This window comes from Rhizobium sp. CC-YZS058, from assembly GCF_034720595.1.
Classification (GTDB): Bacteria; Pseudomonadota; Alphaproteobacteria; order Rhizobiales; family Rhizobiaceae; genus Ferranicluibacter.
Map to the genome: position 1 here is coordinate 1,193,265 of NZ_JAYESJ010000001.1, position 25,847 is coordinate 1,219,111.

Consider the following 25,847-nt stretch of genomic DNA (forward strand, 5'->3'; position numbering starts at 1 on the left):
TCCCCGCTCAAAAAAATGCTCTCCGCGTCATGGCTAATATTGACTCTTGAACAAATCAAGAACAAATTTGCGTGGCATGTGCATAAGCGTCGGGAACGATCAGGACGGGTTGCGGGCAGGGGTCGATGCAGCGAAAATGGGGCCATGTGCGGCTCGCCGCGCTGATGAGAACGAACGGGCCGCAGCCGGACCGGCGGTCTGCGGCAACGAGACTGACAGGCGGAAGGCGCCGGAAAGCGAGAGAGATGGCCCGTTCGACCGAGGCGCGTATCGACCCCCTGTTCGCGGAGAAGGGCCGGGCCAACCCGCTTGCGATCCTCAAGGCTGTCTACGGCTATTCGGCCTTCCGCGGCGAGCAGGCGGCCGTGGTCGAGCATGTGACGGCGGGCGGCGATGCGGTGGTTCTCTTTCCCACCGGAGCCGGCAAGTCGCTCTGCTTCCAGGTTCCGGCGCTCTGCCGGCCGGGCCTCGGCATCGTCGTGTCGCCGCTGATCGCGCTGATGCGCGATCAGGTGGAGGCGCTGCGCCAGCTGGGCGTGCGTGCCGCGGCGCTGAACTCGACGCTGTCGCGCGAGGACTGGCTGGAGATTCGCCGGGCCATCGAGGCGAATGCGCTCGATTTTCTCTATGTGACCCCGGAGCGGGTGATGACCGAGGGGTTCCGCGCGATGATCGCCGATGCGCCGCTCGCCCTGATCGCGATCGACGAGGCGCATTGCGTCTCGCAATGGGGCCATGATTTCCGGCCCGATTACCGCGAGCTCGGGGCTCTCGCGACGCTCTATCCCGGCGTTCCCCGGATGGCGCTGACGGCCACGGCCGACCCGATGACGCGAGCCGACATGATCGAGCGTCTGCAGCTTGGCGAGGCCCGCGTCTTCACCACCAGTTTCGACCGGCCGAACATCTCCTACGAGATCGTCGAGCGCGACCAGCCGCGCCGCCAGCTGCTGGCCTTTCTGGCGCGCCACGAGGGCGAGAGCGGCATCGTCTATTGCCTGTCGCGCGCCAAGGTGGAGGAGACGGCGAGCTTCCTTTCCGATCAGGGAATCCGGGCTCTTCCCTACCATGCCGGCCTCGACCGCGCGGTGCGTGACGCCAATCAGGATGCCTTTCTCAAGGAGGAGGGGCTCTGCCTCGTGGCGACGGTCGCCTTCGGCATGGGGATCGACAAGCCGGACGTGCGCTATGTCGCCCATCTCGACCTGCCGGGCTCGGTCGAGGCCTATTACCAGGAGACGGGCCGGGCGGGTCGCGATGGCCTGCCGTCGGACGCCTGGATGGCCTATGGCATGAGCGATGTCATCCAGCGGCGGCGGATGATCGACGAGGGCCAGGCGGCGGACGAGATCAAGCGCATCGAGCGCGGCAAGCTCACCGCGCTGCTGGCGATCTGCGAGACGGCGGGCTGCCGGCGCCAGGCGATCCTCGCCCATTTCGGCGAGCCGCATCCGGGCGGCTGCGGCGCCTGCGACACCTGCCTGAACCCGGTGGAGACCTGGGACGGGACCGAGGCGGCGATCAAGGCGCTGGCCGCCGTCTACCGCACCGGCGAGCGGTTCGGCGCCGGCCATGTGGTCGACGTGCTGATGGGGACGGTGAACGAGAAGACGACGCGCTTCGGCCATCAGGACATGCCGGTCTTCGGCGCGGGGCGCGACCTGCCGGCCCGAAGCTGGCAATCGATCCTGCGCCAGCTGCTGGCGGCAGGCTATCTGTCCGTCGATCACGGGGCCTTTGGCGCGTTGAAGCTGGAGCCGTCGGCGCGGGGCGTGTTCCGCAAGGAGACGACCGTCCGGCTGCGCAAGGACCGGCCGGTGAAATCCGGCGCCGTGCGGCACAGCAAGGGCGGATCGCCGGCGGCGCGCACGACCCTGTCCGGCCGCGATCTCGCCGTGTTCGAAACGCTGCGGGCCCTCCGCTCCAGGCTCGCCAAGGAGATGAGCGTGCCGCCCTATGTGATCTTTCCCGATACGACGCTGATCGCGCTTGCCAAGGAGCGTCCGGCAAGCGAAACCGCTCTCCTGCAGGTACCGGGCATCGGCCAGTCGAAGAAGGAGCGCTATGGCGCGCTCTTCCTGAAGGCGATCGCCGAGGCGGACTGAGGCGCTGTGCGCCAACCAGGACGAGCCGGACGAAGAGAAGCCGGCCGAAGCAGACCCCGCGCAGCGCGGGCCGAGGGGAGAGGAGACATCCATGCTGACAACCAACCCCGTGCTGCCGCTTGGCTATTCCCCCGTTGCCGAGGGGCAGCTCGTCACCGTCGTCACCTGCCTGGAGATGCGGGCGCGGCCGCAGATCACCCGCCCCGACATGCCGCGCGGCCTCAGGCTGGAGCGGCAGGCTGCACCGGATCTTGCCGCCTATCGCGATCTTTTCCGGCGGGTGGGCGAGGAGTTTCTCTGGAGTTCGCGCCTGGAGCTTGACGACGAGGCGCTCCGCGCCATTCTCCATGATCCGCAGGTCGAGCTCTTCGTTCTCTTCGATGATGCGGGCGCCATCGGGCTGGTCGAGCTCGATTTCAGGGTCGAGGGCGAGGGGGAGATCGCCTTTTTCGGCCTTGCGGCGGAGGCGGTCGGTTCAGGGGTTGGCTGGGTGATGATGGCCCACGCCCTTGAGCGCGCCTGGTCCCGGCCGATCGGCCGGCTCTGGGTGCATACCTGCCATTTCGACCACCCGAAGGCGATCGCCTTCTACCGGCGTGCCGGCTTCGTCCCCTATGCGACGCTGGTCGAGGTGATCGAGGATCCACGTCTGACCGGTCATCTGTCCCGAAACGCAGCGCCGCAGATCCCGATGCTCATGGTAGGGGAAAGCTGAGCAGATCGTTTTCGGATCCAGCGACGACAGCGAAACGTGTGAAACCGGAAGGCGCGATCCGTGTTCGGCAGGCCCTTGTCTTTGCCGCCGCAATGCCTATCTCTGGCTGCGAAGACGAATGCGGTCCGCGGGAAAACGGCCAAGTCAGCGCGAAAAATGCCTTATTGCAGCCAAAAGGGGCGGAAAGGCTTGACTGGACGCAAGAATCTGGGAATCACCGTTCCGGCTCGTTTCCTGTTTCTTCGATACGGCGGAAACGATCCTCGTGCAAGAGGTGTTCACGACGCGCCGCGAAGGCGGCCAGCCGATACTGCCATGAGTGTGCGACGTGGTTCATCAGGCATTAATCATCCGCCCGTTACTGCAGTCCGTCTCGATCTTGGAGAAAGTTCGAGCCGGTTTGACAGTGCGGTCGCACGGGTTCGAGACACGAGGTCCGGATCGAAGGATCCAGGCGAAACAGATTGAAGACAGACGCGTTTCGATCGGCGGGGTGTGTCCGGTCGGCGCGCAAAAGGCGTAGGGCGCATTCGTTGACAGCCGGGGGGCTAGCAGCCCGGTGGTCGAATGAGTGGAATGCAGGTCCAGGGAAAGCGACGAAGAATGGCAACCAAAGTCAAAGAGAACGAAGAAGCTGACGTTGAACGCGACGGCACCGCCGACGGCCCGCTTCTCGACCTCTCGGACGACGCGGTCAAGAAGATGATCAAGGCCGCCAAGAAGCGCGGCTATGTGACCATGGACGAGCTGAACTCGGTACTGCCTTCCGAAGAGGTGACCTCCGAGCAGATCGAAGACACCATGGCGATGCTGTCCGACATGGGCATCAACGTCGTCGAGGACGAGGAAGTCGACGAGGCGGCCGGCGAAGAGCCGGATGCCGTCGATGCGGACGAGGAATCCGAGGGCGGCGAGATCGCCACCTCCGGCTCCACCGCGCTCGCCACCGCCAAGAAGAAAGAGCCGACCGACCGCACCGACGACCCCGTGCGCATGTATCTGCGTGAGATGGGCTCGGTGGAGCTGCTCTCGCGCGAAGGCGAAATCGCCATCGCCAAGCGCATCGAGGCCGGCCGCGAAACGATGATCGCCGGGCTCTGCGAGAGCCCGCTCACCTTCCAGGCGATCATCATCTGGCGCGACGAACTGAACGAAGGCCAGACGCTGCTGCGCGAGATCATCGATCTCGAAACCACCTATTCCGGCCCGGAAGCCAAGGCTGCGCCGCAATTCCAGAGCCCGGAAAAGATCGAGGCCGATCGCAAGGCGGCGGAAGAGAAGGAGCGCACCCGCAAGGCGCGGTCCTCCGACGACGACATCACCAATGTCGGCGGCGAGGGCCTGCCGCCGGAGGAAGAGGAAGAGGACGACGACGAGTCCAACCTCTCGCTCGCCGCCATGGAAGCGGAACTGCGCCCGCAGGTCATGGAAACGCTCGACACCATTGCCGAGACCTACAAGAAACTGCGCAAGCTGCAGGATCATGAGGTCGAGGCGCGGATGAACGCGTCCGCCACCCTGTCTCCGGCTCAGGAGCGCAAGTACAAGGAGCTGAAGGACGAGCTGATCACCGCCGTCAAGTCGCTCTCGCTCAACCAGAATCGCGTCGATAACCTGGTCGAGCAGCTCTATGACATCAACAAGCGGCTCGTTCAGAACGAGGGCAAGCTGCTGCGGCTGGCCGAGAGCTATGGCGTCAAGCGCGATTCTTTCCTGGAAAACTATTCCGGCTCGGAGCTTGATCCGAACTGGATGAGCGCGATCGCCAGCCTGACGGCGCGCGGCTGGAAGGATTTCGCCAAGAGCGAGGATCGCACGATCCGCCAGATCCGCGGCGAGATCCACAGTCTCGCCACCGAAACCGGCATTTCCATCGCCGAGTTCCGCCGCATCGTCCATATGGTCCAGAAGGGCGAGCGCGAAGCGCGCATCGCCAAGAAGGAAATGGTCGAAGCCAACCTTCGCCTGGTGATTTCGATCGCCAAGAAATACACCAATCGCGGCCTGCAGTTCCTGGATCTGATCCAGGAGGGCAATATCGGCCTGATGAAGGCGGTCGATAAGTTCGAATATCGGCGCGGCTACAAGTTCTCGACCTATGCCACCTGGTGGATCCGGCAGGCGATCACCCGCTCGATCGCCGACCAGGCCCGCACCATCCGCATCCCGGTGCATATGATCGAGACGATCAACAAGATCGTCCGCACCTCGCGCCAGATGCTGCACGAGATCGGCCGCGAGCCGACGCCGGAAGAACTGGCCGAAAAGCTCGCCATGCCGCTCGAAAAGGTCCGCAAGGTCCTGAAGATCGCCAAGGAGCCGATCTCGCTCGAAACCCCCGTGGGCGACGAGGAAGACAGCCATCTGGGCGACTTCATCGAGGACAAGAATGCGCTGCTGCCGATCGATGCGGCGATCCAGGCGAATCTGCGCGAAACGACGACCCGTGTCCTGGCCTCGCTCACCCCGCGTGAGGAGCGTGTCCTGCGCATGCGCTTCGGTATCGGCATGAACACCGACCACACGCTGGAAGAAGTCGGCCAGCAGTTCTCGGTCACGCGCGAGCGTATCCGCCAGATCGAAGCCAAGGCGCTGCGCAAGCTCAAGCATCCGAGCCGCTCGCGCAAGCTGCGCAGCTTCCTCGACAGCTGAGCAAGAAACAGCGCGATCAGAAACGAAGAGGGCGGCCCGCGGGTCGCCCTCTTTGCTTTTCACGACCCTCGAAACAGATTATGCTGAAACACATCCCTGCCGCCGTGAGGACTGTGCCCATGAACCTCGCCTATAGCCCGCCGCCGGACGATGTCGGCCCGCGGCTCATCACCGTCGAGGAATTCGACAAAATGTCGGAGCTCGGCATTTTCGCGCCGGAAGAAAGGCTGGAACTCGTCGAGGGGATGATCCTGCAGATGAGTGCCAAGGGTGTGCCGCATGAATGGCTGAAGACCCAGCTGAACCGGTATTTCGGCCGCCATACGCCAGACCCCGTTCAGTTCACGCAGGAGGCCGGCTGGAGGGTCGATCGCTTTACCTATCTGGAACCCGACTTTCTCTTCTATCCCGCAAGCCTGCGCATCGATCAGGTGCCGGCCGCGCAATCGCTGCTGATTATCGAGCTGTCCTCAAGCTCGCTTCGCTACGATCTCGGCCGCAAGGCCTCGCTCTATGCCAGGCTCGGCGTGCGCGACTACTGGGTCATCGATGCCGACCGCCGGCAGACGCATGTGCACCGCGACCCGCAGCCGGAGGGCTATGGCGAGATCCGCATCGTTCCCGAAAGCGAAACGGTCGTGCCGCTGCTGATCCCGGCGCTTCCCGTCAGGGTCGCCGACATGCCGGCCTGACACGTTGGCTCCTCGAAAGGGTCTTGCCTTGGGTCAAATCTCTGCGAATGCCGGGTTTATCCGAAGCTGTCTGTGCTCAGTGAAACAGGGTCGGCTGCAAGCCATCGCTCGCTGCTGTGAGGAATGCGCCCATGAACCTCGCCTATACCCCGCCGCCTGACGCGGTTGGCCCGCGGCTGATCACGGTCGAGGAATTCGACAAGATGTCGGAGCTTGGAATTTTCGCGCCGGAGGAAAGGCTGGAACTCGTCGAGGGGATGATCCTGCAGATGTCCGCAAAGGGCGTGCCGCATGAATGGCTGAGGACTCAGCTCAATCTCTTCTTCGGGCGCAATCGCCCTGACACCGTCCTGTTCACGCAGGAAGCCGGCTGGAGGGTCGATCGCTATACCTATCTGGAGCCGGACTTTCTCTTCTATCCGGCAAGCCTGCGCATCGATCAGGTGCCGGCCGCGCAATCGCTGCTGATCATCGAGCTGTCCTCAAGCTCGATCGGCTACGATCTCGGCCGCAAGGCCGCCCTCTATGCCAGGCTTGGCGTGCGCGACTACTGGGTCATCGATGCCGACCGCCGACAGACGCATGTGCACCGCGACCCGCAGCCGGAAGGCTACGGGGAGATCCGTCTCGTTCCCGAAGGCGAGCCACTTGTGCCGCTGCTTATCCCCGCGCTTTCCGTCACGATCGCCGACATGCCGGCCTGAGCCAGAGCGCCGCGCACCGCGCTTAGGCATGCATCGGCGCCTTCGAAAGAGCGGTCCGGAGGACTTGCCATTTTCCAGCGGCGTGTTAGGCTTCCCTCATGTTCCAGCGCGCACCCCTTCTCACGACCACGACTCTCGCTCCCTGGGGGCGTGGAGGACTGTGGCTGGCGTGACGTCCTGAAACAGTTCCGCGACCCCCGCCTCGGCGGGCGCTGTGTCGCGGCTCTCCCTGGCGGTTGTTTTACCGACACAGGAGAGGGCCGATGGCCGATCAGGAATTCAATAATCACCAGGACGAGATGATGGCCGCGCCGGAAAGGGGCGGGCTATGGCCATGGAGCGGCGCGGGCGATGCTGTTGCGCGGCTGCAGCACAGCGGCATCGTCCTGCGTGCCGCAGAGCCGCGCGATGCCGAGGGCCTTGCCGCGCTTGCCAATCTGCCGCTGTTTCGCGCCGGTACGATGCGGCAGCCGTTCCAGAGCGAGGAAGCGACGCGCCGTTGGCTGTCCGACAGCGCCTCCGCCAATGTGGATCTGATCGCGGAAGCGGCAGGCATGATCGTCGGCTCGGCAGGGCTGCGGTGCTTTTCCGGGCGCCGCCAGCATGTGGCACTGCTTGGTTTGGGCGTGCATGACGCCTATCAGCGTCGCGGCATCGGACAGGCCCTGCTGGAGGCGGTGCTCGACAGCGGCTTCAACTGGATGCAACTGCTGCGCATCGAGCTGCAGGTCTTTGCCGACAATGCCGGCGCCATTGCCCTTTATGAGAAGATGGGGTTCGTGACCGAGGGGCGGCATCGCGCGGCCGGCTTCCGCAATGGCCTCCATGTGGATATTCTGTCCATGGCTCTCCTGGTTCCCGCGCTGCAGACCACGAGCAAGTCCCCCAACCGGCCTGCGGCATGAAGGCGCTCCGCGGAAAATCGGTAAGGCCAGCCTATCCGGTCTTGGCCTTGCCGCACCGAGCGGGTAAGCGGCAGGGATCATGTCCGAACCCCTGCCGGCCCGCACATCCCGCTGCTTCGCCTTGGCTGTCGCCGCCTCGCTGGTGATCCACGGGCTGGTCGCCGCGCCCTTTCTGTTCCAAGTTCCGGAGAAGCCGGCGGCGGCTTCGCAGGAGAGCGTGCCGGTCGAGCTGGTGCCGCCGCCCCCGCCGCCGCAGCCGCCCCCGCCGGAAGAAAAGCAGGCGGATACACCCAAGGCTGCCAGGACCGAGCGCCCCGCCGCAGCACCACCAAAACCCGGCGCAGAAGCGCCGGCCTCCAGCGGCGCGCCGCCTCCGTTCGAATCCTCGGCTCGTGAGGCCCCCCAGGAACCACCGCAGGGAACGCCGCCGTCACCGCCCGAGGACAATCCATCACGAGCCGCGAGCCAGCCCGCCGCCGCGGCCGAAGAGAGCTCGGCGCCCGCCGCCGCAACGCCCACCGATCCTCAGCCGCCCGCACCGCCCTCTGCGGAAGCGAAAGCGACGAGCAAGACCGTTACAGAAGGCAGCGTCGACGAGCAGCAGATCTCCGCGACCGCCGCCACGCCACCGCTTCTGTCGACAAAGGGCGGCCATGCGGTGTCGAACGATGCGCCACCGCCGCCTGCGGCGGGTGACCCCGCGAAGGCCGAAGGCGATCCCACGATGAGCCCGGCCGAAGTTGCGGCTTTCGTACCCGCGCGCCCTCCGCGGCCGCAGGCAAAGCCCCATGCCACACCGGCGAAGGAGCAAGCGACCGCTCCGGAACTGCGCAAGGCGCAGACCCTGTTCGCCAAGGAGATTCTTGCCGATCCACGCGTGCGCGGCGCGCTTTCCAAGCTGCCGCCAGGCCGCCGCATGAGCCAGATCTGTTCGATCGAGCTTCTGGAGCAGGTGCGGCACAGCGGCTTTACGCCGGATCTTCTCGTTCCGTCGTCGAACCGGGGCAGGCGACAAGGCGCGACGCAGCTGACCGCCAGCGGCGGCGCGGTGCGCTCGCGCGGGGTCTGGCGAAACGTCGCCTTCGAATGCAGCGTCGATGCCGAGGTCACGGCTGTCACTGAGTTCCGCTTCGCGCTCGGCGCCGTCGTGCCGCGCTCCGAATGGGCGGCGCGGAACCTGAACGTGGACTGATCCTGCTGCATTTTTGCGGCGGCCCAGAGGAAGATTGCTGGACAAATCGCCGATCTGCCCGATCTTTGACTGATAAGCCGGGCGCGTATCTTCTTATCGAAGCCGCGCCGCCGTTCTTATGGAGGAGGGTGTGTCATGTCCTATGTCGACGGTTTCGTTCTGGCTGTGCCGCGCGAGCGGCTGGAAGATTACAAGGTGCTGGCCCGCACGGCGAGCATGGTCTGGAAGGAATATGGCGCGCTGAGCTATGTCGAATGTGTCGGCGATGACGTACCCTATGGCGATCTCACCTCCTTCCCGCGTGCCGTGCTCGCCACGTCGGAGGAGGTGGTCGTCTTCGCCTGGATCACCTATGAATCCCGCACCGCGCGCGACGAGATTCTCAAGAAGGTCATGGCCGATCCGCGCATGCAGGTCGATCCGGAGGCTCTGCCTTTCGATGGCAAGCGCATGATATATGGCGGCTTCGAATGCGTCGTCAGCGGATGAAACCGTGCCTTTCTGCTGCTGTGAGGACATCATGCCCCAGACACGCCTGACGCTTTCCACCCGCGGCGCCGGCCTCTACGAATTCACCCGCGCCGCCGCCGAATTCGTTGCGGCGACGGGAACGGAGGAGGGGCTGTTGACGGTCTTCGTGCGCCATACCTCCTGCTCGCTGCTGATCCAGGAAAATGCCGATCCCGATGTGCGGCGCGATCTCGATGCCTTTTTCGCGCGGCTTGTCCCGCGCTCCGACGATCCGTCGATGGACTATATCATCCATACCGACGAGGGCCCGGACGACATGCCGGCCCATATCAAGGCGGCGTTGACCGCCGTCTCGCTCGGCATTCCGGTCTCGCGCGGCCGGCTTCTGCTCGGCCAATGGCAGGGGATCTATCTCTTCGAGCACAGGGCACGGCCGCACCAGCGCGACATCGTGCTGCATCTGGGAGCTTGAGGAGCCGGGCGCGCAGAGCAGGCATGACACGCGCGATGCCACGCTCTATGAAGACATTCTGAAACATGCTTCGGACCTTTCCGTCAGAGAAGGGCCGGCGGAGGACAGGGAGAGTAGACATGACCGACGCGCAGGCCGTTGCCGGCCGCTTCATGCAGGCGCTGAACGAGCGCGATTTCGAAACGATCGCCCAGCTGATCGACGAAGACGTGGCGCTCGATTCGCTCTCCGGCCAGCGCACGATCGGCGCGCTGCCGTTGCGCATGGCGGTCATGGGCTATTTCCGTCATTTCGACGAGCAATTCGCCGATATGGTCATCATGCATGATGCGCTCGGCCAGCGCGCGGCTGTCGACGTCACCGCGCGGGGCCGCTATCGCGAAACCTTTCCGGGCATGGTGGAAGCAAGCGACCAGTCCTATTCGATCCCGAGCGTCTTCGTGTTCGAGATCGAGGGGGGGCTTGTTACCCGTCTCACCCATTACCGCAACCAGCGCATCTTCGAACAGCAGCTGAACCGATAGACCAACGCATCGCCAGCCCGGCGAACCGCCGTCGCCACCTGAACGAAGGCTGAACGGCCGGTTGGGAGTGCGTTCAGCTTGGTTAGTCTAGGTTGACACTCAATCGACGGCCCCGACACAAGCAGGCCGCGAGATCCGGTCCCGGAAGTCGGGATCGACGATTGGGAGATCTGCCATGAAGACGACCATCCGCCACCTCATTGCCGCTGCTGTCATCGGCCTGTCCGGCCTTGGCGCGACCGCCGGCTCTGCCGCGGCCGACAGCATCACGCTCGGCCTCCATTCTTCCGGTCCGGTTACCGTGCAGTATCGGGAAGGGCGCGACTGGCGCCATCACCATCGCCCGCATTATGCGGCCCGCCCGAGCCGCGGTCGCTGCGCGCCCTGGCTGGCCGCCGACAAGGCCCGTGCCAGCGGTCTGCGTGCCGCCCGCGTGGTTGCGGTGACCCCGCGCCGCGTGGTGGTCGAAGGCCGGCGCTATGGTGACTGGCGCCGGGTCGATTTCGCCAATGTCCGCGGGTGCCCCCGCCTGCGCTAAAACCGGTGAAGACCTGCAAGGTTGCGGATCAAACCTGAGAGGACATCCCTCTTAGGCCTCGGCGCGACCATGCGGTCTGACCAAACCAGCTTGGAGCCGGTCAATTGCGGGCCGGCCCAAGAGCCTTCGGCGGCGGTCAGGACCCGTCTCGCCGCCGAAGCGCTTCGCGATACCGTAGGTCAAGGTGCGATCGAAGGGGCGACATCCGCGCGCCTCTACCGCCATGATACCCAGCCTCCGGAACAGGTCGCTTCGCCTTACTGTCCACCCGATATGAAAAGGCCGCATCCCTCGGACGCGGCCCTTTTTGTGACTCTCCTCCGCCCCGTCAGGGTGCAATGGCGAAGGTCATGGTGACGCTGACGCTGTAGCTGTTTTCGCCGTTTGCAACCGGCACGGCCTCGGCGGCATCGTTCTTGGCCATGGCACGCATGGCCATTGGCACGGGCTCGGGCCGCGGGCTCGACTCGGACAGCTCGACGACGCGGCCGAGCGTCACGCCGGCAGCCTCTGCCAGGGTGCGCGCCTTGGCCATGGCATCGGCAACGGCCTTCTTGCGGGCTTCGGTCAGCGTTGCCTCGGGCTTGTCGTTGGTAAAGGTGATCGACCCGCCCTGGTTGACGCCGAGCGTGACCATTTGGTCGATCACGGCGCCGACCTTGGCGATGTCGCGCAGGCGCACCGAGAGCGTGTTGGCGACCTGATAGCCGGTCAGTTGCGGCAGGCGCGGCTCCGCGCCGTTGTTGTCGGGGTAGACATATTGCGGATTGACCCCGAAGCCGGACGTCTGCAGGTCGCGTTCGGCGATCCCTTGGCCCTTCAGCCCGTTCAAAACCGCGCTCATCGCCGCATTGTTCTTGTCCAGCGCGCCCCGCGCCGTCTTGTCGTCGCTGACGACGCTGAAGCTCAGGATCGCCATATCCGGCGCGACCGAGGCATTGCCTTCCCCGGTCACGGCAATCACCGGCTCGCGCGGCGGCGGCTCCGCGAAAGCGGGAAGGGCGGAGCAGGCAAGCAGCGCGCCGGCAAGCGTTGCGCGAAGCGGCGAGCGGCGAGGGGAAAAGGCAGGCATCATGGGTCCTTTCAAGCGAGGGTCGGAAGGAACGGCCTGGAGGCGAGGCTTTAGGCCGCCCGCACCGCCGCCAGAGGCACCGATCCGCACCTCCCAGCCCTGCATGCGCCGCCCACTTTGCCTGCCGGCGCGACCGGCGGATCCGCGGGCCGCCGCAAGACCGTCCCGGCTCATCTTGTCGCGGCGGATTGCGGAGGGAATGGGGCGGTGGCTTGTGACGCCCGCCAAATTCGTCTAGACCGCTGAACGGCCGCAGCCACCATTGACTGCCGCCCCGGCCACGCCCCCGGCGCGCCCGGCCTCTTCAGGGCCTGTAGCTCAATGGTTAGAGCCGGCGGCTCATAACCGCTTGGTTGGGGGTTCGAGTCCCTCCGGGCCCACCAAAAACTTAGCAGCGCAAGGGTTTGGGTAGCGGTTAGCCAAGGTGGTTAGCCACGCAGTTAGCCAGTAGGTTTCCCAGCCTTGTATTTCCTTGTCAGGCGGCTCATTGCGTCGCGCGCGAGGCGCTGCTGTTCAGCCGCGCGGCTGTAGAGCTCGGCATGCTCGATATTATCGTGGCCAAGCGTCTCCATTAGCTGACGAGTCGTCGCGCCTGTCTCTGCAAGCAGCTTGCCAAGTGTCTTTCTGAGACCGTGGATTGTGCAGCCTTTCGGCAAGCCGGCCGAATGGGTCCAGTCCGCCATTCGTCCCGTGAGAGACTTATCCGAGAAAGGCTCACCGTAGGCGGTCACGATGACGAATCGGCTCTTCCGTTCCAGGGGCGTCAGGATCTCGCGCAGCATGGGAGTGAGAGGCAAGACCAACCTCTTCCCGCCCTTTGTTTGCTCGACCACCACTTGTCCCCTCTGGAAATCAAACGCGGACCACTCGAGCTTGGCCAAATCTGACCTTCGGTTCCCGAGCCATAGCGCGAGCCCGTAAACCGTGCGGGGAGTGCTGCCGAGCGGCCACCGAGCCTCGAACGCTTCGCGCTCGGCATCGGTCCAAGCTCTCCAGCCAACGTATTCAGGGCGGTAGGAGAGCTTCCAAGTCGGATCAGTTTCGATCCATTCCTCATCAAGGGCGACCGCGATCATCTTCCTTAGCGCCACGAGTATGTGCTTCGCCTTATGTGGCGTAGCTGCATAGTGCGCCAGGATCTCTTTGACATGCCGACGCTTGAGATCGCGAACGGCCATGTCTCCCCAGACCTCAGGGTGCGGTGGCGCGACCTGCAGCGTGAGAAACTCGCCGGCGAGCCGCATGTTCTTCAGCTGTGTCTGTGGATCGAATGCCAGCCATTCTGGCCCACGCTGCACTTTTCTCCACGCGGCCTTGAAGGAGCCGGGTAGAGCGCTGCCCGGATGGCTTACGACCGTCGCGACGCGTCGTTCTCGTCCCTCGACCGCCGCAGAATAAGCCTCTTCGAACTCAGGCTCGCCAGGTGCTCCTGGCAAAGCAATCGTCTTGCCATGGCGTCGGTAGCGAAAACGAGTCTTGCCGTGCCGGTCGCGGAATGCGGAAACATATGGATAGCTGTCGTCAGTCATTGATCAGATTAGGCACGACGGCTGTTCCGTGACAATATCTCGTCGATCCTGTTCTCGCCTTCTGATGGCAGATCGCTGAAAGCAGCATCGAGCGCAATGCGGTCCCAGATCGTTCGCCCATCTACGCGCTTTGGCTTCGGCATGCGGCGATCGGAGACCATCTCATCGAATTTCGTGGTGCCAACGCCGATGTAGCGAGCAGCCTCTTCGCGCGAGAGACCACGTGGTGCGTATGCTACCGGATCGTGCAGCCGGAGGGATGTTGCCATTTATTCCTCCGCCTGAGTTAGGGGCGACTCTGGCTCCGGGTTGATGAGGCACGGCAGATCGTGAAGCTGATCAAGAGGCGTGCGAGATTGGGGCGCGGTGGAAAACGGGTTGTCGATGTAATCGTGCTCGATCCCGAACTGCCACGCTTTCAAACAGTGATTTGCAGCTTTCGCAGCCTCTCTTGTATCGCAGGGCATCCCGCTTGTTGGGCAAACGCCGGAAGCGTCGGCGCAGTCTCGGCACCTGCCGCCGTAGTGCAGGGCGTAAGCGATCGGATCAAACTTCATCGGCCGAGCCCTTCGTGGCGGCGAGCACGTACACGCGCCGCTTCTCGATCTCGCTTCCTTGGGTACGAGCGCCGGGCAAGGCCCGTCGCGCCAGGGCGACCAAAGGTCATTGACGCTTAGCCGGCCGCGCCACTGGAATCCAATCGGTACGTAGCGAGGTGCCACCTCTCGGGGTTGGGGTGCGGGGGTTTGGTCAGTCATGCTGCACCGCCGATCTTGTCGATGTTGCCGTGGTGGACGGTGAAGGTGTAAGCGGCAACCCAAGGATTAGCCTCCCAAGCGCCAGCGCCGTTGATCTGATTCCAGAGCTCGGCATAGCCCTCGCGATAGCTGCCCTTCCAATCGGAGTTGAAAGGGCGCGAGAGTTTAGTCGAGCTCGAATACTGCCCGCAGCCTTCCGCAATCGCGTCGATCTCGCTGATGTCCTGTAGGCGCTCTACCCGCACGTCGGTGACAGTCAGGGTGAGGCGGGATGCCCAGCGGGGCTGGTGGATGGACGGACGCCACCGTCCTGGCTTCGAGTGCTCCCAGCTCGCGGCATAGACTGCCGCATCGTGATCGTCGCCCGGCCGAAGCGTCTGCTGCACTCCTTCGCTCATGCGATAAGCAGTGCGAGGGACAATGGCATGGGTTTCCTTTACCCATAGGCGATCGCCGCGCTTAATCCTGACCTCGATCTCGCCAGCATAGTTACCGTAAAGGCTGCGACGCTCGAACGAATGAAAGGGTTCTGCGTCGTCCGGTCGGATTGTCGTTCGGACGATGCTGATCTCTGGAGCGGGCTGAAACTTCAGCGTCCGCCGCGTCTGCGTCTTCCTGCCGTCCAGCAAAGCGCGCACCATCGGCGCGGAGAATAGGATCGGGCGATCAGACATTGGCCGAGCCCTCCGTAGCGGCGAGGGCGGCGCAGGCTGAACGCAAGCTTTCAAAAGCGTCGAACGGCACGATCCAGCACTTCTCGCCGCTGTCGTCTTCGAAGCTGTCCAAGTGGCCATTGCGCTTTCGATAGGTGTCGGATGCCGAAGAGACGACATCCCTCGCCGCCTCAACGAGGCGCGTCAGATGGGTTTGGGGCGATGGGGCAGTCGATGATTCTTTTAGGAATCTCGCTGAAAGTGAAGTAACCTCCATCCACCGCTCGCACTGCGTTGGCGGAATGTCGTGACCATGACGATCCTCATGACAGCCGTTCTCGTCGTTTCGGAAGGGAGCTGGCCCATGATCAGCAGCAGCGAACTCGCTCGTATTAGCGAACTTGGAAGAGTTGCCGGTGCAGTGAATTTGGCGCAGGCAAGTGAGTGCCCATACAGTCACAACACCCCTGACGAGCGGTTTGCTTGGCTGGCAGGTTTCAGCATTGGTCGGGCAGAAGCGGCGAAGCTTTTCGATGAAAGCTCCCAAGCTTCCATGCTCGCTCGGCACGACAATACGCGAATGACACCGTTCGGAAGTAAGGTCGTATACCATCACGGCGCAAACACGGTGGCTGTGACTTACTTGGGTGAAACACGCGTCCTCGGTCCGTTCCCTAACGAGGACGCCGCTCATCTCGAAGCCGCAGAAGCCATTGCAGATTGGCGACAAGCATCGAACACCTAGCTCTTGAGTTTGGAATGCCGGGGCTGCGTTGATTTTCCTGTGAAACTCTGCTCGTCGCTGGGTGTTTGGCAGCTGCAGAGCAAGTAGGAATTTTCGATGCCCCGCTATTTTTTCAGTCTGACGACCCAGAATTGCCGAATCGACGACATGGACGGCCAAGACGTTAGAGACTTGGACGCAGCCGTCGAGATTGCTGAACTGTCCATCTGTGAGATCGCAGGCGAGAGCCTCAAGGTTGGAAGAAATGTCCAGCTTGAAGGCATCTCGATTTTGGACGAAAGCGGTCTGGTTCTTGCGCATTTGACGACGGAGGAGGCAGTCCTGCCGCGTTTCAATGCCTTGCGAAAGTATCTCAACCGGTAGCGCTTCTGCTTGGGGCGCGGGGGTGCCGCTCGTTTCATGCTTCGTCATGGCGGGTTGTCTCCTCGCATTGCATCGCAGCCCGGCGAGCGTCCCACATGCGCAGCATGTTGCGCTTCCGGGTGACGAGCTGGACGTGGTTGAGATTGTCGGGGTTGACGCAAAGGCGGTTGCGGCAGACGTGATCGAGTTGCCGGGTCGACGGGATAAGGCCATGCTCGTTGGTCCACATGGCCTTGTGCACGGCTACCGTCTGGCCGGAGAGGCTCATGCGCGGGTAGTTGGCGCCTCGGCCGACATCGCCGGAAGTCGGGCCGGTCCAGATCCAGCAATCCGTTTCAGGGTCGATGACGACCCGTTCCAAGATGCGCGCGCGGATCTGATCGCGTCGGCTAACTGTCATCGACCTGTCCTCTCCCACGCCTCAAAATCCCCGAGAAGGTTTTGCCAGCGCCTGGTGGCGGCGGGATCGGTGTTGAGCTCTTTGCGGGACGCGATCGAGAGGGCTTCGTGCACTGCAACGCGGACGCGCTCGCCGTCCGACACATCCTTGCCAAGCACCGTCGCGAGGTAATTACGGAATGCCTGCCGGTCGCACATCATCGCGCACTGCGCTGCGTAGTTTCCTGCCTTGCGCGGCTCGGGCTCCGGCTCGCCGACCAGCTTTCGATAGCGAGCGGCTAGCCTGGCGTAGGTCGACCGCAACCATCGTAGATCGTCGATCGCGTGCAGGATCAGCTCGCGGTCGACCTCAGCAGCCTCGGGGCGGATTGTAGCGACGATAACGGGCTCGAGCGCGTGACCGGTGATCAAGTGGGTGCCGGAGGCATCCACCATGACCGAGAGCTCCGGAGAGGCGTCTTCAAGGCGGAGATCGATGCGATCCAGCCGCATCTGCGCTGCAACTCGCTGGCTCGTCATCGGCCGCCCCATCAGATCTTCTCCCGCACGATTTTGGTCTTGCTGATCAAGGCGCCTGGAACGCGCCGGGCGGCAATTGCGCGCGCTTCGTCGGCGTCGCATGCGTCCACGTCGATCGGAGGCAGCGTCTCGTCGACGAAGTGAACGCGGAACGGCAGGATGGGGCGGGGCTCAGCCATTTGCGGCCCTCGCCTGGCTCTGCGGCTGAGGAGGACGATGCGCCTGCGCCCTGCACAGGTTCATCAGGTCGAACCAGACTTCCTGCAGCTCTTCACGATCAACGTCGTGCTCAGCGGCAATCTCGGCAAACATCCGATCCGGGGTGGCGCAGCAGGAGAACAAGGCCCGCGCCATGCGTGGGGTGATGGAGATCATACCCGCGCCTCCGCTGCATAGTGCGCCTCGATGCGCGCAAGACCATCCGCGGCGAGCGCGACGGACGCGAACAGCGCTAGAAATGCGACGCCAAACAGGGACGCGAGCATGATGCGGGAAGGGCTGGCAGTGCGGCGCTCGAGGTTCGCGCCAACGATCGGCTCGAGCTGGATCATGGCCTGCCTCCGAAGAAGAGACCATAGGCCCACACGGCCGTGACCACATAACCACAGAGGCCGATGCCCACGCCGAAAATGATCAGCAGCTTGGCGACGTTCCAGCGCAGAGGCGCAGAGTTTCGTTCGCTGAGCCCTGAGGGCTCCACGTGGGGAGAAGCATTGCGTGTCATGAGAAAACGATCCTTCATCCGTTTCGGATGCCGTCCGGCGAGCGGGCGGTCACCGAAGCGGATAGGGATCAGGCGGCGCGGCGTGCGATCGTCTCGCGTGAGCTGTCAATGATTGCCTTGGCGCGCGCATCGTCAGCGACCGAAAGAAGGTCGGACTTCGTGATGCCGAGGTGGGTCATCAGATCGGTGTCAGTGCAGCCTTCGCCGAGGCGGCGCATGGCTGATCCGACACAGGCAACTCGCTCGGCGCGGGTGCTGCAGGTGTGGAAAAGTTCGTGGATGCGGTTGCTCATGGTGCTCTCCGAGGGGCTAGTTTTCTTAACCCCCGGAGCGAACGGCGCGGCACGCATGATCTTTTTCCGCGCCGCTCATCTTCGGAGGCGCATTAAGACCTATGTGAAACTCATAATCTCGTCAACATAAAATATGGAAAAGCCATAACATGTGATAGGAGGCAGCTGTTCATGGGCGAATCAGCCAAGGCTCATTGTCCTAACGGGTTCTTGTTATGTTCTCGTTTTTGAGTCACATTGATTGAGCAGGACAAGCCAGGATTGCTCGGGTGATCATCTACAAAAGGCGCGAGGTATCAAAACGAGATGAGACTCTGCAAGGCCTTCGAGGCCTTGCAAAGGATCTCTCGTTCTATGAAATGCGCAAGATCGTCGAACGGGACACTACTCTGAAGATGATTTTGCTTTTGCCTGAGGCCGTGCTGGATCAAGCTCTGGCTGTTGGTAAGGCGCTGCAAGCTTGCGCAGAACATCGGCATACGTCTCCTGAAGATCAGGAGGAAGGCTGTCGTAAGTGAGCAGGATCTCGCGGTACTTCGTTGCCAGGTCCTTCATGTGTCCAGTGCCGCGCATCAGCCACTCGAATCGAACCTTGAACTTCTTGGCGTAGATCTCGCCCTTGTCGGCTCTGAAGCCAGAGCTGCCGTTTTCATGACCGGCGTAAGTCGGGTATGGCACGCCTAAGGCATCTGCCGCCTCGCGGGCAGATTCGAAACCAGCCTGTTTCCGGGCTTCCGTCAATCTTTCGTGCAATTCCATGGTGTGACTATTTCATATTTTAATATGGGATACTCATTGACATCGATCTATGGAAAACTCATAGATTGCGGCCATGGAAGCCGATCTCAACATCAAAGACCTGCGGGACAGCCTCAGCATGACTCAGGCGCAGCTCGCGGCTGAACTGGGCGTTGATCAAAGCACCGTGTCTCTTTGGGAGCGCGGACAAACGAAGCCGCGTGGTCCTGCCTTGAAGATGCTCGCGGTCATTTCGCGTGCCAATCGCAGCGAGTGTTCTTTGGCGAGCACGGAGGCGGGCGAATGAGGTCTCCGTCGAATGGTCATCGGCAAGGCTGTAGCGGACCAAGCCTTGCCGTTCCGCCCCGGAGCGCTCTCCTCCCGCGTTCCGGGGCATCCTTTTCGTGTTCGTCATGGCCTCAAGGCCCTCCGTGATTTGATGTGGGTTTGATAGGCCAGCGCCCCGCGCGCTTCACCGAATCCTTTCTTCAGTTTTTTTCCTTGCTATTCGCGGGGTGTTTTTGTGCGCCTGAAATCAGACATGATCCGTGGCATCTCCGGCGAAGAGGTGCGGACAATCAAGAAGGCAACCGAGGCCGCCTACCGGCTTGCTGGCGGGGTCAGTGTGGTCGCTACGCGTACGCGCGCGAGCATCAGCCAGCTGTCGAAATACGCCTCCACGAACCCGGAAAATGGGGAGACCCTGATCCCGCTTGACGTGGCGATCGAGGTCGACCGGGCCGCGGGATCGCCGGTGATCATCACGGCTTATGCAGAGATGCTCGGCTTTCAGCTGGTCGTCGCTACCCCGGATGAGCAGTCGGACGAAGGCCCGGTTTCGGAAGGCGATGCGCACTCGATCGCTCGCAAAGCGATGTCTTTGGCGGAAGAGATTTTCGCGGCGCTGGAGGATGGCAAAGTCGACGCCATGGAGCGGCGCTCGATCGTCGAGAAGTGCTATCGCCTCAAGCGCGCTGTGGGCCGCTTGGTGAAGCGGATCGGCGGTGAACCATGATGGGTCTCCGCTCCGTGCCCGAAGGGCATCTCAAGCAAATCCACCCCTGTTTCTCCTGCGTGCTGCCGGACTGCGACGATAGGAACTCGCGCTGCGGGCTTCGACTTGCCCTCAATCGCTACAAGAGCCTTAAGGCTAGGGGCGAATCCGTTCCGGAAGCGACGCGGCAGGCCAAAAACATCGCCTATCAGGAACTGTACCAAGCGCAGCGGCAGGAGCGTCTTCAGCGGGCACGGGAGGCGGGCCGGACATGAAAAGCTCGATTGCCCATGTGGGTCGCTCCGCGCTCGCTCTCGCCCCCGCCGCCTCCGGCGAAATCCGAAGCTTGATCGACCGCGCATCCGACGCCCTGGCGCGCGCGGTCACAGCGGCAGATGTTCTCGATGCGAAGGATCAAGCCGCGTTTGCTTATGATCAGGCGAAATCAGCTGCGCGGCTTTTGCGGGCGAAAGGCGCCCATGATGATGTTGTTGCGGCCGTCTATCGCGCGCAGGCCGACGCGCTGGAGATCGAGAGCCTCGCCAAGCGTCGCCTCGCGGACGAATACGACCAGGCGCAGGCGCAAGGGGAAGTCGCGAGCCATGGCGGCGGGCGAAATTTCAAGGTTTCGGACGAAAACCTTGAAATACCTACCATCGCCGAGATCGGTTTGACCAAAACGCAGGTGTTCGAGGCGCGGCAGCTGCGCGATGCGATCGAAAGTGACCCTGGCATTATCCGGCGTGCGCTCGACGGCATTCTGGCAACGGGCGCCGAGCCTACGAAGGCCGAGCTTAAACGCATCGTCGCGCCGCCAAAGGCCAACTTGCGCGCTGCGGTCGGAACGGCCTCGGCCTCCAAAGCGGATCGCGGCGCGAACTTCTACCAGACCCCTGAAGCCGCAACCCTGACACTGCTGGCCCTCGAAAGCTTCTCCTCGACGATTTGGGAGCCGGCCTGCGGCCTCGGTGCGATTTCACGCGTGCTGGAAGCGCAGGGCTACGAGGTCCGGATCTCTGACCTTGTCGATCGGGGCACGGCGACTGCGGATGGCGAGGCGCAGGCTGTCGGCGACTTCCTGCGGAGCGCGCCAGGCGCGGCCGGCGCTGCGCCGGACATCGTCACCAACCCGCCTTATGGCGAGGTGTTGAACGAGTTCGTGGCGCACGCTCTCCGCGTCCACCGGCCGCGCAAGATGGCCCTGCTCCTCAACCTCAATTTTCTCTGCGGCTTCAAGAGCGAGGATCGCGGCTTCGTGATGGATGAAAATCCCCCGGCACGCGTTCACGTGTTCAAGCGCCGCCTCCCGATGATGCATCGTGAGGGCTGGGAAGGGCCGAAGGCCTCCAGCAGAATGAACACCGCCTGGTTCGTGTGGGAGCTGCAGCCGGACGGCACCTATGGCTCGACGACCGTCATGCGCCGGGTAGACTGGGCGGACTACGCCGACGCCGACGCTCTCACGCCTGGCAAGGGCGGCTCTTTCGTCAATGCGGAGTTCTTCGAAGAAGACCTGACGCGCGAGACGCCACGCATGACGCTCGATGAGCGCATCAATGCGGCGCGAGCAGCGGCGATCGGCTGGGTGGCAGGGCGTGAGTGTTTCGACCGGGCCGAGCTACGGCGGGAAATCGGCGTTCGCGACAGCGTAGCAGCCGCCTTGATCGACGAGATGGTGGCAAACGGCCTCATCTCGCCGGCTGATCTTGACGATCGACATGCTCCACTCCCGGCCGAGCAGGTGGCCGCATGACAGCTTTGATCGACGATATCGAGCGCTTTGCCGATGCCACCACTCATGCCGAGCGCGCAGACGCCTTGCTCGCCTGCCGCCTGAGCATGCTGCTGAAGTACGAGTCCACGATCCTGAATCGCTGCCATGTGTCGGGCTTCCGCGAAGGGGCTCAGTATGTGCGCCTTGTCCTCGATTGGCTCCGCTCGCCAGGTGCCCTCACAAAACCGATCCCGATGCGCCTGCAGGCGGCTCGCGGACGGCTTCAACAAATTGCGTCGAGTGAAGAGGTCAAGGTGCCTCAGGAGGGGGATTCCCATGCTGCTGTTTGATCCCGGAGCAATGGCGGCGAGCGCGCTTATACCAGATCATGGCCGACCGCTGATCGTTGACAGTTTTGCAGGTGGTGGCGGCGCCTCAACCGGAATCGAGATGGCCCTTGGTCGGTCGCCGGATATCGCCATCAACCACAATGAGGCGGCTCTTGCTCTCCATGCCGCCAATCATCCCGAAACGATGCACCTGTCGGAAAACATCTACCGCGTCGACCCTCTGGATTACGTGCGTGGTCGGCACGTCGGCCTCGCGCACTTTTCGCCTGACTGCAAACACTTCTCGAAAGCCAAGGGCGGCAAGCCGGTCGAGCGCAACATCCGCGACCTCGCTTGGGTAATCGTCCTGTGGGCCGACCGCGCGCGCCCCGATGTGATCACGATGGAGAACGTCGAGGAATGGAAAGACTGGGGGCCGCTGATCGAGACAGAAAAGGGCCTCGTGCCCGACCCAGAACGTCGCGGCGAGACCTTTCAGCAGTGGTCGAAGGCACTGCGCAAGCTTGGCTACAAGATCGAGATGCGCGAGATCCGTGCCTGCGACTATGGCGCGCCGACCATCCGCAAGCGCCTCTTCCTTATCGCACGGCGAGACGGCCGGCCGATAGTCTGGCCAGAGCCCACCCACGGCCGGCCGACCGATCCGGACGTCGTCGCAGGGCGAAAGAAGGCTTGGCGCACCGCAGCGGAGTGCATTGACTGGTCTTTGCCTTGTCCGTCGATCTTCGATAGCTCGGCCGAGATCATGGCCAAGCATAAACTGCGCGCCGTGCGTCCGCTCGCGCCTGCGACCATGGCGAGGGTTGCCAGAGGCATGAAACGCTACGTGCTGGACGCCGAGCGACCGTTTCTGGTGAACCTCACCCACGGCGGACGGCTCGAAGACACGGAGCAGCCGCTTAACACAATCACAGCGGCTCATCGTGGGGAAAAGGCAGTCATTTCGCCTTCGATTGTCCGTTTCAACACCGGCGCGACCGGTCAGGACGCCCGCGAACCGCTGTCCACTATCACGGCAAACAGCTTCATCAAGCGACCTGGGCGCGCCGCGCCGCTTGGCGTGATCGCGCCGGTCATGACCGCTGCGCAGCACGGGGGGTCGGTGCGTTCTGCTGCAGATCCTCATGGAACCATCACTGCTAGCGCCAAAGACCAGAACGCCGTCATCGTGCCGACACTGGTAGGATGTGGCGGCCGAGCGGCGCAAAGCAGGCCACGCGGAGGAGATGAGCCAGCGGCTACTATCACAGCCAAGGCTGACGCTTGCGTCTCTGTGGCCTTTCTCGCTCAGCACAACAACGATTGCCGCCGCGATGGTGGCGTGAACCCGGGCCGGCCAGTCGACGACCCGCTGTCTACCGTAACCCAGTCGGGCAGCCATCAGAACCTAGTGTCAGCCTTCGTCGCCCGTCAGTTCGGAACCTCGACCGGTCATGCAATCGAGGCTCCATCCGGAACGGTGATGGCCGATGGCGCAGGCAAGTCGCAGCTCGTTGCGCCCTACCTGCAGGCCTATTACGGCACAGGCGACGGTGGTGGCGAGGACGAGCCGTGCCGAACGATCACGACCAAGGATCGACACGGCCATGTGGAGGCCGGGCTTGCGGCACCTCCATTCACCGAAGCGCAAGAAGCCACAGCAAGGGAGGTCGCGTCACTCTTGCGATCTCATGGGTTCTGGGATGAGCGCGAGTTCGTGACGCTGATGATCAATGGACAGGCCTTCATCATCGTCGATATCGGCATGCGCATGCTGACGCCGCGTGAGCTCTATAACTGCCAGGGCTTTCCTGCGGATTACGTGATTGACGGTGCTTGGGATTCCCAAGGCGGGCAGGGGCCAACGTGGCTCAGCTTCCCCAAGTCCGTTCAGGTCTCTTGCGTCGGCAACAGTGTCTCGCCGCCGCCCTACGCGGCGATCGTGGCAGCCAACTGCGGTCATCTTGCCGTGATGGCGGAGGCCGCTCAATGAGCTTCGATGCGACCAATTGGGCGATCAAGCAACGGGGCCTGCGCCCTGCGGCGAAGATCGTCCTGTGGCACCTGTGCGACCGCTATCACCCTGATCATGGCTGCTTCCCCAGCCAAGAGACGCTTGCGGAGGACTGCGAGCTGCCGCGCTCGACACTGAACGTGCATCTCAACGACCTGGAAGCGGCCGGGCTGATCATGCGCGAGCAGCGCCGCGACAAGGGCAACAAGAGGCAGGATTCGACGCGCTACCGCTTCCCGTTCGAGAAGGGTTTCGAGCCGAAAAAGACGGATGTTCCGTGTCCAGAATCTGGACACGGCGAGGCCGAAGCTGTGTCCAGAAATCAGGCCGAGCCGAGTCCAGAAAACGGCAAAAGCCGAGTCCAGAATCTGGACAGTAACCCTGTAAGGGAACCAGTAAGAGAACCAGTAAATTCGAGAGAGGGCATGCGCGAGGCTTCGGAAGGAGATGAGGGCGCAACGGCTGACCCGAAGAAGGCGGAAGCCGTGTTCTGGGGTTTGGTGAAGAACTGGCCGCAGTTCGACGGGATGCCGAAACAGCCGGCGCTTGTCGTGTGGATGAAGCTCACGGACGAAGAGCGCGAGCAGGCCGTCGCTCGTTTCCCGGCCTGGCTGGCGATGCTCAAAGCGCAGGGCAAAAAGCACGTTCCTGCGCCGACCACCTACTTCCGCGAAAAGCTCTGGAATGCCGCGCCTGATCCAGCGCAGGAGGCTCGGCCAACAACGGCTGTCGCTGCGCCCTATGGCAAGCTCTGGATGGCAACCCGCCTTGCAGAGCTGCTGCTTCCTCCTTCGAAGATGCTGCCGACGCCTACCGGTTTCGAGCAGGCGCAGATCCGAGCGGGCCGGACGACGCTCGACGCCGTCATGGCGGAAAAGCGCCAACGGTTCGGGTGGCCGCGCGTCAACGAGATGCATCAAACGGCTGCTGATCGTCGGCACTCGCTGTGCCCACTGGCTTTGGAAGATGTGGCGGCTGAGTTCAGACAGGTGCATCGAGACAGCGACCTGTTCGAGGCATGGATGAGTGAGCAAGCGCGGCGAGGGTGGCCCATGCCAGACCGCCAGCGCCTGCCCGAATGGATCTATTTCCCGCCGATCGCCGAAGGCGAAACGCCAGCCGACGCGCTTGGCCGTTTCGCAGATGCGGTTGCGGCTTACCTTACCTCTCGGAGACAGGGCGATGACCATGCAGCATAGAGGCAAGGGGTTTGGAAATGCCAAGCCGATCGTCATCCGGCCTTATGCCGACTTCAAGCAGGACAAGGCGATTCGAGCGGAGCGAATCAGGGTGTCGAATATCGGCATGGCAATGAGCCAGATCGCCGACGATCATCCTGAACTCGCTGCATGGCTGTGTCTGCAGGTGCGCCCTCGGGCCGAATCGGCGATTGAGGATCTCCTTGCTGAGGAAAAAGTTCACGCTCTCGTGCCGCGGTACAAAGGGCCGGAAATGCGGCGAAGGCACCGAAACGTTGAGGCGCCGATGCTGCCGGTCATGCCAGGATATGTCTTGGTCCGATGCGTTCCAACAGCACAATCAGTTCAAGGCTTGCTCACTTTCGACCGGCAGAAACGGGTGGTTGGGATCGTAGGTGACCCAGAGCGACCGTTCCGCGTTCCCTTTGCTTTCATTGAACGATTCCTGCAAAAGGTGCAGGCCGGCGCTTACGATTACAGAGCCGCAGCGCCTGTCGAGTTTGCTGTTGGCGAAAGCGTCAGGATCGTTGATGGCCCCTTCGCCAGCTACCTCGGAAAGATCCTCTCGACCGACTACCAGAAGTGCCGGGTCGAAGTGGAAGTGCGTATCTTCTCAGGACTCGTCCCGGTTGAAATGGATGTTGCGCAGATCGAAAAAATGTGAGAGCCATAGCGCCACGGATGATCCGATGATCCTGTAGTGAGCCCCTGAGAACGCCGTAGCAGGCGGGACGTAAGTCTGGGGTCGGTACGCCGGTCGGACCCAGCCTTGAGAGCCTTAAGATGAGGCGTCGATTCAGGGTCAGTGCTACTGCTATGCGAAGACGATGGGCG

At 63.0% G+C, this 25,847-nt stretch carries 32 protein-coding genes and 1 tRNA gene; 21 read left to right on the plus strand and 12 right to left on the minus strand.

Going from position 1 to position 25,847, the window contains the following annotated elements; all coding sequences use genetic code 11:
- The first annotated feature begins 245 nt into the window (after positions 1 to 245).
- From recQ to U8330_RS05820, 11 genes are all read left to right on the plus strand, one after another.
- The gene (recQ, locus tag U8330_RS05770) at positions 246 to 2,105 is read left to right on the plus strand and encodes a DNA helicase RecQ (RefSeq protein WP_323104184.1); all 1,860 of its coding nucleotides are present in this window, start codon (positions 246 to 248) and stop codon (positions 2,103 to 2,105) included.
- 91 nt (positions 2,106 to 2,196) lie between these two features.
- A complete protein-coding gene (locus tag U8330_RS05775; protein WP_323104185.1) occupies positions 2,197 to 2,820 on the plus strand; it encodes a GNAT family N-acetyltransferase in 624 nt (207 codons plus the stop codon).
- A gap of 603 nt (positions 2,821 to 3,423) precedes the next feature.
- Positions 3,424 to 5,472 (plus strand): RNA polymerase sigma factor RpoD, encoded by a 2,049-nt coding sequence (gene rpoD / locus U8330_RS05780; protein ID WP_323104186.1) that lies wholly within the window; start codon positions 3,424 to 3,426, stop codon positions 5,470 to 5,472.
- Between the two features lie 119 nt (positions 5,473 to 5,591).
- A complete protein-coding gene (locus U8330_RS05785; protein ID WP_323104187.1) occupies positions 5,592 to 6,164 on the plus strand; it encodes a Uma2 family endonuclease in 573 nt (190 codons plus the stop codon).
- Positions 6,165 to 6,295: 131 nt separating this feature from the next.
- Positions 6,296 to 6,868, plus strand: coding sequence for a Uma2 family endonuclease (locus U8330_RS05790; protein ID WP_323104188.1), 573 nt, complete (start codon positions 6,296 to 6,298; stop codon positions 6,866 to 6,868).
- 263 nt (positions 6,869 to 7,131) lie between these two features.
- Entirely contained in the window at positions 7,132 to 7,773 is a 642-nt protein-coding gene (locus tag U8330_RS05795; protein ID WP_323104190.1) for a GNAT family N-acetyltransferase, read from the plus strand.
- Positions 7,774 to 7,894: 121 nt separating this feature from the next.
- Positions 7,895 to 8,965, plus strand: a complete 1,071-nt coding sequence (locus U8330_RS05800; RefSeq protein ID WP_323104191.1) for a DUF930 domain-containing protein — start codon at positions 7,895 to 7,897, stop codon at positions 8,963 to 8,965.
- Positions 8,966 to 9,100: 135 nt separating this feature from the next.
- Positions 9,101 to 9,454, plus strand: a complete 354-nt coding sequence (locus tag U8330_RS05805) for a DUF1428 domain-containing protein (RefSeq protein ID WP_323104192.1) — start codon at positions 9,101 to 9,103, stop codon at positions 9,452 to 9,454.
- 31 nt (positions 9,455 to 9,485) lie between these two features.
- Positions 9,486 to 9,908 carry a secondary thiamine-phosphate synthase enzyme YjbQ gene (locus U8330_RS05810; RefSeq protein ID WP_323104193.1) on the plus strand — a complete coding sequence of 141 codons (423 nt, stop codon included), beginning with the start codon at positions 9,486 to 9,488 and terminating at the stop codon, positions 9,906 to 9,908.
- Positions 9,909 to 10,027: 119 nt separating this feature from the next.
- Positions 10,028 to 10,432 carry a nuclear transport factor 2 family protein gene (locus tag U8330_RS05815; RefSeq protein WP_323104194.1) on the plus strand — a complete coding sequence of 135 codons (405 nt, stop codon included), beginning with the start codon at positions 10,028 to 10,030 and terminating at the stop codon, positions 10,430 to 10,432.
- A 175-nt stretch (positions 10,433 to 10,607) separates the two neighbouring features.
- Positions 10,608 to 10,970: a hypothetical protein gene (locus U8330_RS05820; protein WP_323104195.1), complete on the plus strand. Its 363-nt coding sequence runs from the start codon at positions 10,608 to 10,610 to the stop codon at positions 10,968 to 10,970.
- Positions 10,971 to 11,298: 328 nt separating this feature from the next.
- Here U8330_RS05820 and U8330_RS05825 read toward each other — a convergent pair whose 3' ends face one another.
- A complete protein-coding gene (locus U8330_RS05825) occupies positions 11,299 to 12,042 on the minus strand; it encodes an SIMPL domain-containing protein (protein ID WP_323107191.1) in 744 nt (247 codons plus the stop codon).
- A 307-nt stretch (positions 12,043 to 12,349) separates the two neighbouring features.
- Between U8330_RS05825 and U8330_RS05830 the strand changes: the two genes are divergently transcribed.
- Positions 12,350 to 12,425: transfer RNA gene (locus tag U8330_RS05830), tRNA-Ile, on the plus strand.
- 57 nt (positions 12,426 to 12,482) lie between these two features.
- Here U8330_RS05830 and U8330_RS05835 read toward each other — a convergent pair.
- The 3 genes from U8330_RS05835 to U8330_RS05845 form a co-directional block, all read right to left on the minus strand.
- Complete coding sequence (locus U8330_RS05835) at positions 12,483 to 13,571, minus strand: tyrosine-type recombinase/integrase (RefSeq protein WP_323104196.1); 1,089 nt, start codon at positions 13,569 to 13,571, stop codon at positions 12,483 to 12,485.
- Between the two features lie 8 nt (positions 13,572 to 13,579).
- Positions 13,580 to 13,840: a hypothetical protein gene (locus U8330_RS05840; protein WP_323104197.1), complete on the minus strand. Its 261-nt coding sequence runs from the start codon at positions 13,838 to 13,840 to the stop codon at positions 13,580 to 13,582.
- Positions 13,841 to 14,325: 485 nt separating this feature from the next.
- Entirely contained in the window at positions 14,326 to 15,003 is a 678-nt protein-coding gene (locus tag U8330_RS05845; RefSeq protein WP_323104198.1) for a hypothetical protein, read from the minus strand.
- 343 nt (positions 15,004 to 15,346) lie between these two features.
- Between U8330_RS05845 and U8330_RS22415 the strand changes: the two genes are divergently transcribed.
- Together U8330_RS22415 and U8330_RS22420 are read left to right on the plus strand one after the other, a co-directional pair.
- Positions 15,347 to 15,727, plus strand: coding sequence for a hypothetical protein (locus tag U8330_RS22415; protein WP_416236822.1), 381 nt, complete (start codon positions 15,347 to 15,349; stop codon positions 15,725 to 15,727).
- A gap of 147 nt (positions 15,728 to 15,874) precedes the next feature.
- A complete protein-coding gene (locus U8330_RS22420) occupies positions 15,875 to 16,090 on the plus strand; it encodes a DUF6894 family protein (protein ID WP_416236902.1) in 216 nt (71 codons plus the stop codon).
- A gap of 34 nt (positions 16,091 to 16,124) precedes the next feature.
- Here the strand turns inward: U8330_RS22420 and U8330_RS05855 are convergent, their stop codons facing one another.
- The 8 genes from U8330_RS05855 to U8330_RS05890 form a co-directional block, all read right to left on the minus strand.
- The gene (locus U8330_RS05855) at positions 16,125 to 16,490 is read right to left on the minus strand and encodes an HNH endonuclease signature motif containing protein (protein ID WP_323104200.1); all 366 of its coding nucleotides are present in this window, start codon (positions 16,488 to 16,490) and stop codon (positions 16,125 to 16,127) included.
- A complete protein-coding gene (locus U8330_RS05860) occupies positions 16,487 to 17,008 on the minus strand; it encodes a hypothetical protein (RefSeq protein WP_323104201.1) in 522 nt (173 codons plus the stop codon). Before U8330_RS05860 ends, U8330_RS05855 begins: the two co-directional genes overlap by 4 nt.
- Before the next feature lie 11 nt (positions 17,009 to 17,019).
- Positions 17,020 to 17,187 (minus strand): hypothetical protein, encoded by a 168-nt coding sequence (locus U8330_RS05865; RefSeq protein ID WP_323104202.1) that lies wholly within the window; start codon positions 17,185 to 17,187, stop codon positions 17,020 to 17,022.
- Positions 17,180 to 17,383, minus strand: a complete 204-nt coding sequence (locus U8330_RS05870; RefSeq protein ID WP_323107387.1) for a hypothetical protein — start codon at positions 17,381 to 17,383, stop codon at positions 17,180 to 17,182. The genes U8330_RS05865 and U8330_RS05870 overlap by 8 nt, the downstream gene beginning before the upstream one ends.
- A complete protein-coding gene (locus tag U8330_RS05875; protein WP_323104203.1) occupies positions 17,380 to 17,559 on the minus strand; it encodes a hypothetical protein in 180 nt (59 codons plus the stop codon). Before U8330_RS05875 ends, U8330_RS05870 begins: the two co-directional genes overlap by 4 nt.
- Complete coding sequence (locus U8330_RS05880; RefSeq protein WP_323104205.1) at positions 17,556 to 17,732, minus strand: hypothetical protein; 177 nt, start codon at positions 17,730 to 17,732, stop codon at positions 17,556 to 17,558. The genes U8330_RS05875 and U8330_RS05880 overlap by 4 nt, the downstream gene beginning before the upstream one ends.
- Positions 17,733 to 17,800: 68 nt before the next feature.
- The gene (locus U8330_RS05885; RefSeq protein ID WP_323104206.1) at positions 17,801 to 18,025 is read right to left on the minus strand and encodes a hypothetical protein; all 225 of its coding nucleotides are present in this window, start codon (positions 18,023 to 18,025) and stop codon (positions 17,801 to 17,803) included.
- A 384-nt stretch (positions 18,026 to 18,409) separates the two neighbouring features.
- Positions 18,410 to 18,784 (minus strand): helix-turn-helix transcriptional regulator, encoded by a 375-nt coding sequence (locus U8330_RS05890; protein WP_323104207.1) that lies wholly within the window; start codon positions 18,782 to 18,784, stop codon positions 18,410 to 18,412.
- Between the two features lie 73 nt (positions 18,785 to 18,857).
- On the opposite strand from U8330_RS05890, the gene U8330_RS05895 reads away from it, so the two are divergent.
- From U8330_RS05895 to nusG, 7 genes are all read left to right on the plus strand, one after another.
- Positions 18,858 to 19,070 carry a helix-turn-helix domain-containing protein gene (locus U8330_RS05895; protein ID WP_323104208.1) on the plus strand — a complete coding sequence of 71 codons (213 nt, stop codon included), beginning with the start codon at positions 18,858 to 18,860 and terminating at the stop codon, positions 19,068 to 19,070.
- Between the two features lie 234 nt (positions 19,071 to 19,304).
- Positions 19,305 to 19,778, plus strand: a complete 474-nt coding sequence (locus tag U8330_RS05900; RefSeq protein ID WP_323104209.1) for a hypothetical protein — start codon at positions 19,305 to 19,307, stop codon at positions 19,776 to 19,778.
- Between the two features lie 250 nt (positions 19,779 to 20,028).
- Positions 20,029 to 21,510: a hypothetical protein gene (locus U8330_RS05905; RefSeq protein WP_323104210.1), complete on the plus strand. Its 1,482-nt coding sequence runs from the start codon at positions 20,029 to 20,031 to the stop codon at positions 21,508 to 21,510.
- Positions 21,507 to 21,821: a hypothetical protein gene (locus U8330_RS05910; RefSeq protein WP_323104211.1), complete on the plus strand. Its 315-nt coding sequence runs from the start codon at positions 21,507 to 21,509 to the stop codon at positions 21,819 to 21,821. Before U8330_RS05905 ends, U8330_RS05910 begins: the two co-directional genes overlap by 4 nt.
- On the plus strand, positions 21,808 to 23,793 hold the full coding sequence (locus tag U8330_RS05915; RefSeq protein ID WP_323104212.1) for a DNA cytosine methyltransferase: 1,986 nt from the start codon (positions 21,808 to 21,810) through the stop codon (positions 23,791 to 23,793). Before U8330_RS05910 ends, U8330_RS05915 begins: the two co-directional genes overlap by 14 nt.
- A complete protein-coding gene (locus U8330_RS05920; protein WP_323104213.1) occupies positions 23,790 to 25,013 on the plus strand; it encodes a helix-turn-helix domain-containing protein in 1,224 nt (407 codons plus the stop codon). The genes U8330_RS05915 and U8330_RS05920 overlap by 4 nt, the downstream gene beginning before the upstream one ends.
- The gene (nusG, locus tag U8330_RS05925) at positions 24,997 to 25,677 is read left to right on the plus strand and encodes a transcription termination/antitermination protein NusG (RefSeq protein WP_323104215.1); all 681 of its coding nucleotides are present in this window, start codon (positions 24,997 to 24,999) and stop codon (positions 25,675 to 25,677) included. The genes U8330_RS05920 and nusG overlap by 17 nt, the downstream gene beginning before the upstream one ends.
- The last annotated feature ends 170 nt before the right edge of the window (positions 25,678 to 25,847 follow it).

What these genes read in the sequence shown, in the direction of transcription:
- recQ (WP_323104184.1), top strand. Translation starts at nt 246, where the DNA reads ATGGCCCGTTCGACCGAGGCGCGTATCGACCCCCTGTTCGCGGAGAAG.
- U8330_RS05775 (WP_323104185.1), top strand. Translation starts at nt 2,197, where the DNA reads ATGCTGACAACCAACCCCGTGCTGCCGCTTGGCTATTCCCCCGTTGCC.
- rpoD (WP_323104186.1), top strand. Translation starts at nt 3,424, where the DNA reads ATGGCAACCAAAGTCAAAGAGAACGAAGAAGCTGACGTTGAACGCGAC.
- U8330_RS05785 (WP_323104187.1), top strand. Translation starts at nt 5,592, where the DNA reads ATGAACCTCGCCTATAGCCCGCCGCCGGACGATGTCGGCCCGCGGCTC.
- U8330_RS05790 (WP_323104188.1), top strand. Translation starts at nt 6,296, where the DNA reads ATGAACCTCGCCTATACCCCGCCGCCTGACGCGGTTGGCCCGCGGCTG.
- U8330_RS05795 (WP_323104190.1), top strand. Translation starts at nt 7,132, where the DNA reads ATGGCCGATCAGGAATTCAATAATCACCAGGACGAGATGATGGCCGCG.
- U8330_RS05805 (WP_323104192.1), top strand. Translation starts at nt 9,101, where the DNA reads ATGTCCTATGTCGACGGTTTCGTTCTGGCTGTGCCGCGCGAGCGGCTG.
- U8330_RS05810 (WP_323104193.1), top strand. Translation starts at nt 9,486, where the DNA reads ATGCCCCAGACACGCCTGACGCTTTCCACCCGCGGCGCCGGCCTCTAC.
- U8330_RS05815 (WP_323104194.1), top strand. Translation starts at nt 10,028, where the DNA reads ATGACCGACGCGCAGGCCGTTGCCGGCCGCTTCATGCAGGCGCTGAAC.
- U8330_RS05820 (WP_323104195.1), top strand. Translation starts at nt 10,608, where the DNA reads ATGAAGACGACCATCCGCCACCTCATTGCCGCTGCTGTCATCGGCCTG.
- U8330_RS05825 (WP_323107191.1), bottom strand. Translation starts at nt 12,042, where the DNA reads ATGCCTGCCTTTTCCCCTCGCCGCTCGCCGCTTCGCGCAACGCTTGCC.
- U8330_RS05835 (WP_323104196.1), bottom strand. Translation starts at nt 13,571, where the DNA reads ATGACTGACGACAGCTATCCATATGTTTCCGCATTCCGCGACCGGCAC.
- U8330_RS05840 (WP_323104197.1), bottom strand. Translation starts at nt 13,840, where the DNA reads ATGGCAACATCCCTCCGGCTGCACGATCCGGTAGCATACGCACCACGT.
- U8330_RS05845 (WP_323104198.1), bottom strand. Translation starts at nt 15,003, where the DNA reads ATGTCTGATCGCCCGATCCTATTCTCCGCGCCGATGGTGCGCGCTTTG.
- U8330_RS22415 (WP_416236822.1), top strand. Translation starts at nt 15,347, where the DNA reads ATGATCAGCAGCAGCGAACTCGCTCGTATTAGCGAACTTGGAAGAGTT.
- U8330_RS22420 (WP_416236902.1), top strand. Translation starts at nt 15,875, where the DNA reads ATGGACGGCCAAGACGTTAGAGACTTGGACGCAGCCGTCGAGATTGCT.
- U8330_RS05855 (WP_323104200.1), bottom strand. Translation starts at nt 16,490, where the DNA reads ATGACAGTTAGCCGACGCGATCAGATCCGCGCGCGCATCTTGGAACGG.
- U8330_RS05860 (WP_323104201.1), bottom strand. Translation starts at nt 17,008, where the DNA reads ATGACGAGCCAGCGAGTTGCAGCGCAGATGCGGCTGGATCGCATCGAT.
- U8330_RS05865 (WP_323104202.1), bottom strand. Translation starts at nt 17,187, where the DNA reads ATGGCTGAGCCCCGCCCCATCCTGCCGTTCCGCGTTCACTTCGTCGAC.
- U8330_RS05870 (WP_323107387.1), bottom strand. Translation starts at nt 17,383, where the DNA reads ATGATCTCCATCACCCCACGCATGGCGCGGGCCTTGTTCTCCTGCTGC.
- U8330_RS05875 (WP_323104203.1), bottom strand. Translation starts at nt 17,559, where the DNA reads ATGATCCAGCTCGAGCCGATCGTTGGCGCGAACCTCGAGCGCCGCACT.
- U8330_RS05880 (WP_323104205.1), bottom strand. Translation starts at nt 17,732, where the DNA reads ATGACACGCAATGCTTCTCCCCACGTGGAGCCCTCAGGGCTCAGCGAA.
- U8330_RS05885 (WP_323104206.1), bottom strand. Translation starts at nt 18,025, where the DNA reads ATGAGCAACCGCATCCACGAACTTTTCCACACCTGCAGCACCCGCGCC.
- U8330_RS05890 (WP_323104207.1), bottom strand. Translation starts at nt 18,784, where the DNA reads ATGGAATTGCACGAAAGATTGACGGAAGCCCGGAAACAGGCTGGTTTC.
- U8330_RS05895 (WP_323104208.1), top strand. Translation starts at nt 18,858, where the DNA reads ATGGAAGCCGATCTCAACATCAAAGACCTGCGGGACAGCCTCAGCATG.
- U8330_RS05900 (WP_323104209.1), top strand. Translation starts at nt 19,305, where the DNA reads ATGATCCGTGGCATCTCCGGCGAAGAGGTGCGGACAATCAAGAAGGCA.
- U8330_RS05905 (WP_323104210.1), top strand. Translation starts at nt 20,029, where the DNA reads ATGAAAAGCTCGATTGCCCATGTGGGTCGCTCCGCGCTCGCTCTCGCC.
- U8330_RS05910 (WP_323104211.1), top strand. Translation starts at nt 21,507, where the DNA reads ATGACAGCTTTGATCGACGATATCGAGCGCTTTGCCGATGCCACCACT.
- U8330_RS05915 (WP_323104212.1), top strand. Translation starts at nt 21,808, where the DNA reads ATGCTGCTGTTTGATCCCGGAGCAATGGCGGCGAGCGCGCTTATACCA.
- U8330_RS05920 (WP_323104213.1), top strand. Translation starts at nt 23,790, where the DNA reads ATGAGCTTCGATGCGACCAATTGGGCGATCAAGCAACGGGGCCTGCGC.
- nusG (WP_323104215.1), top strand. Translation starts at nt 24,997, where the DNA reads ATGACCATGCAGCATAGAGGCAAGGGGTTTGGAAATGCCAAGCCGATC.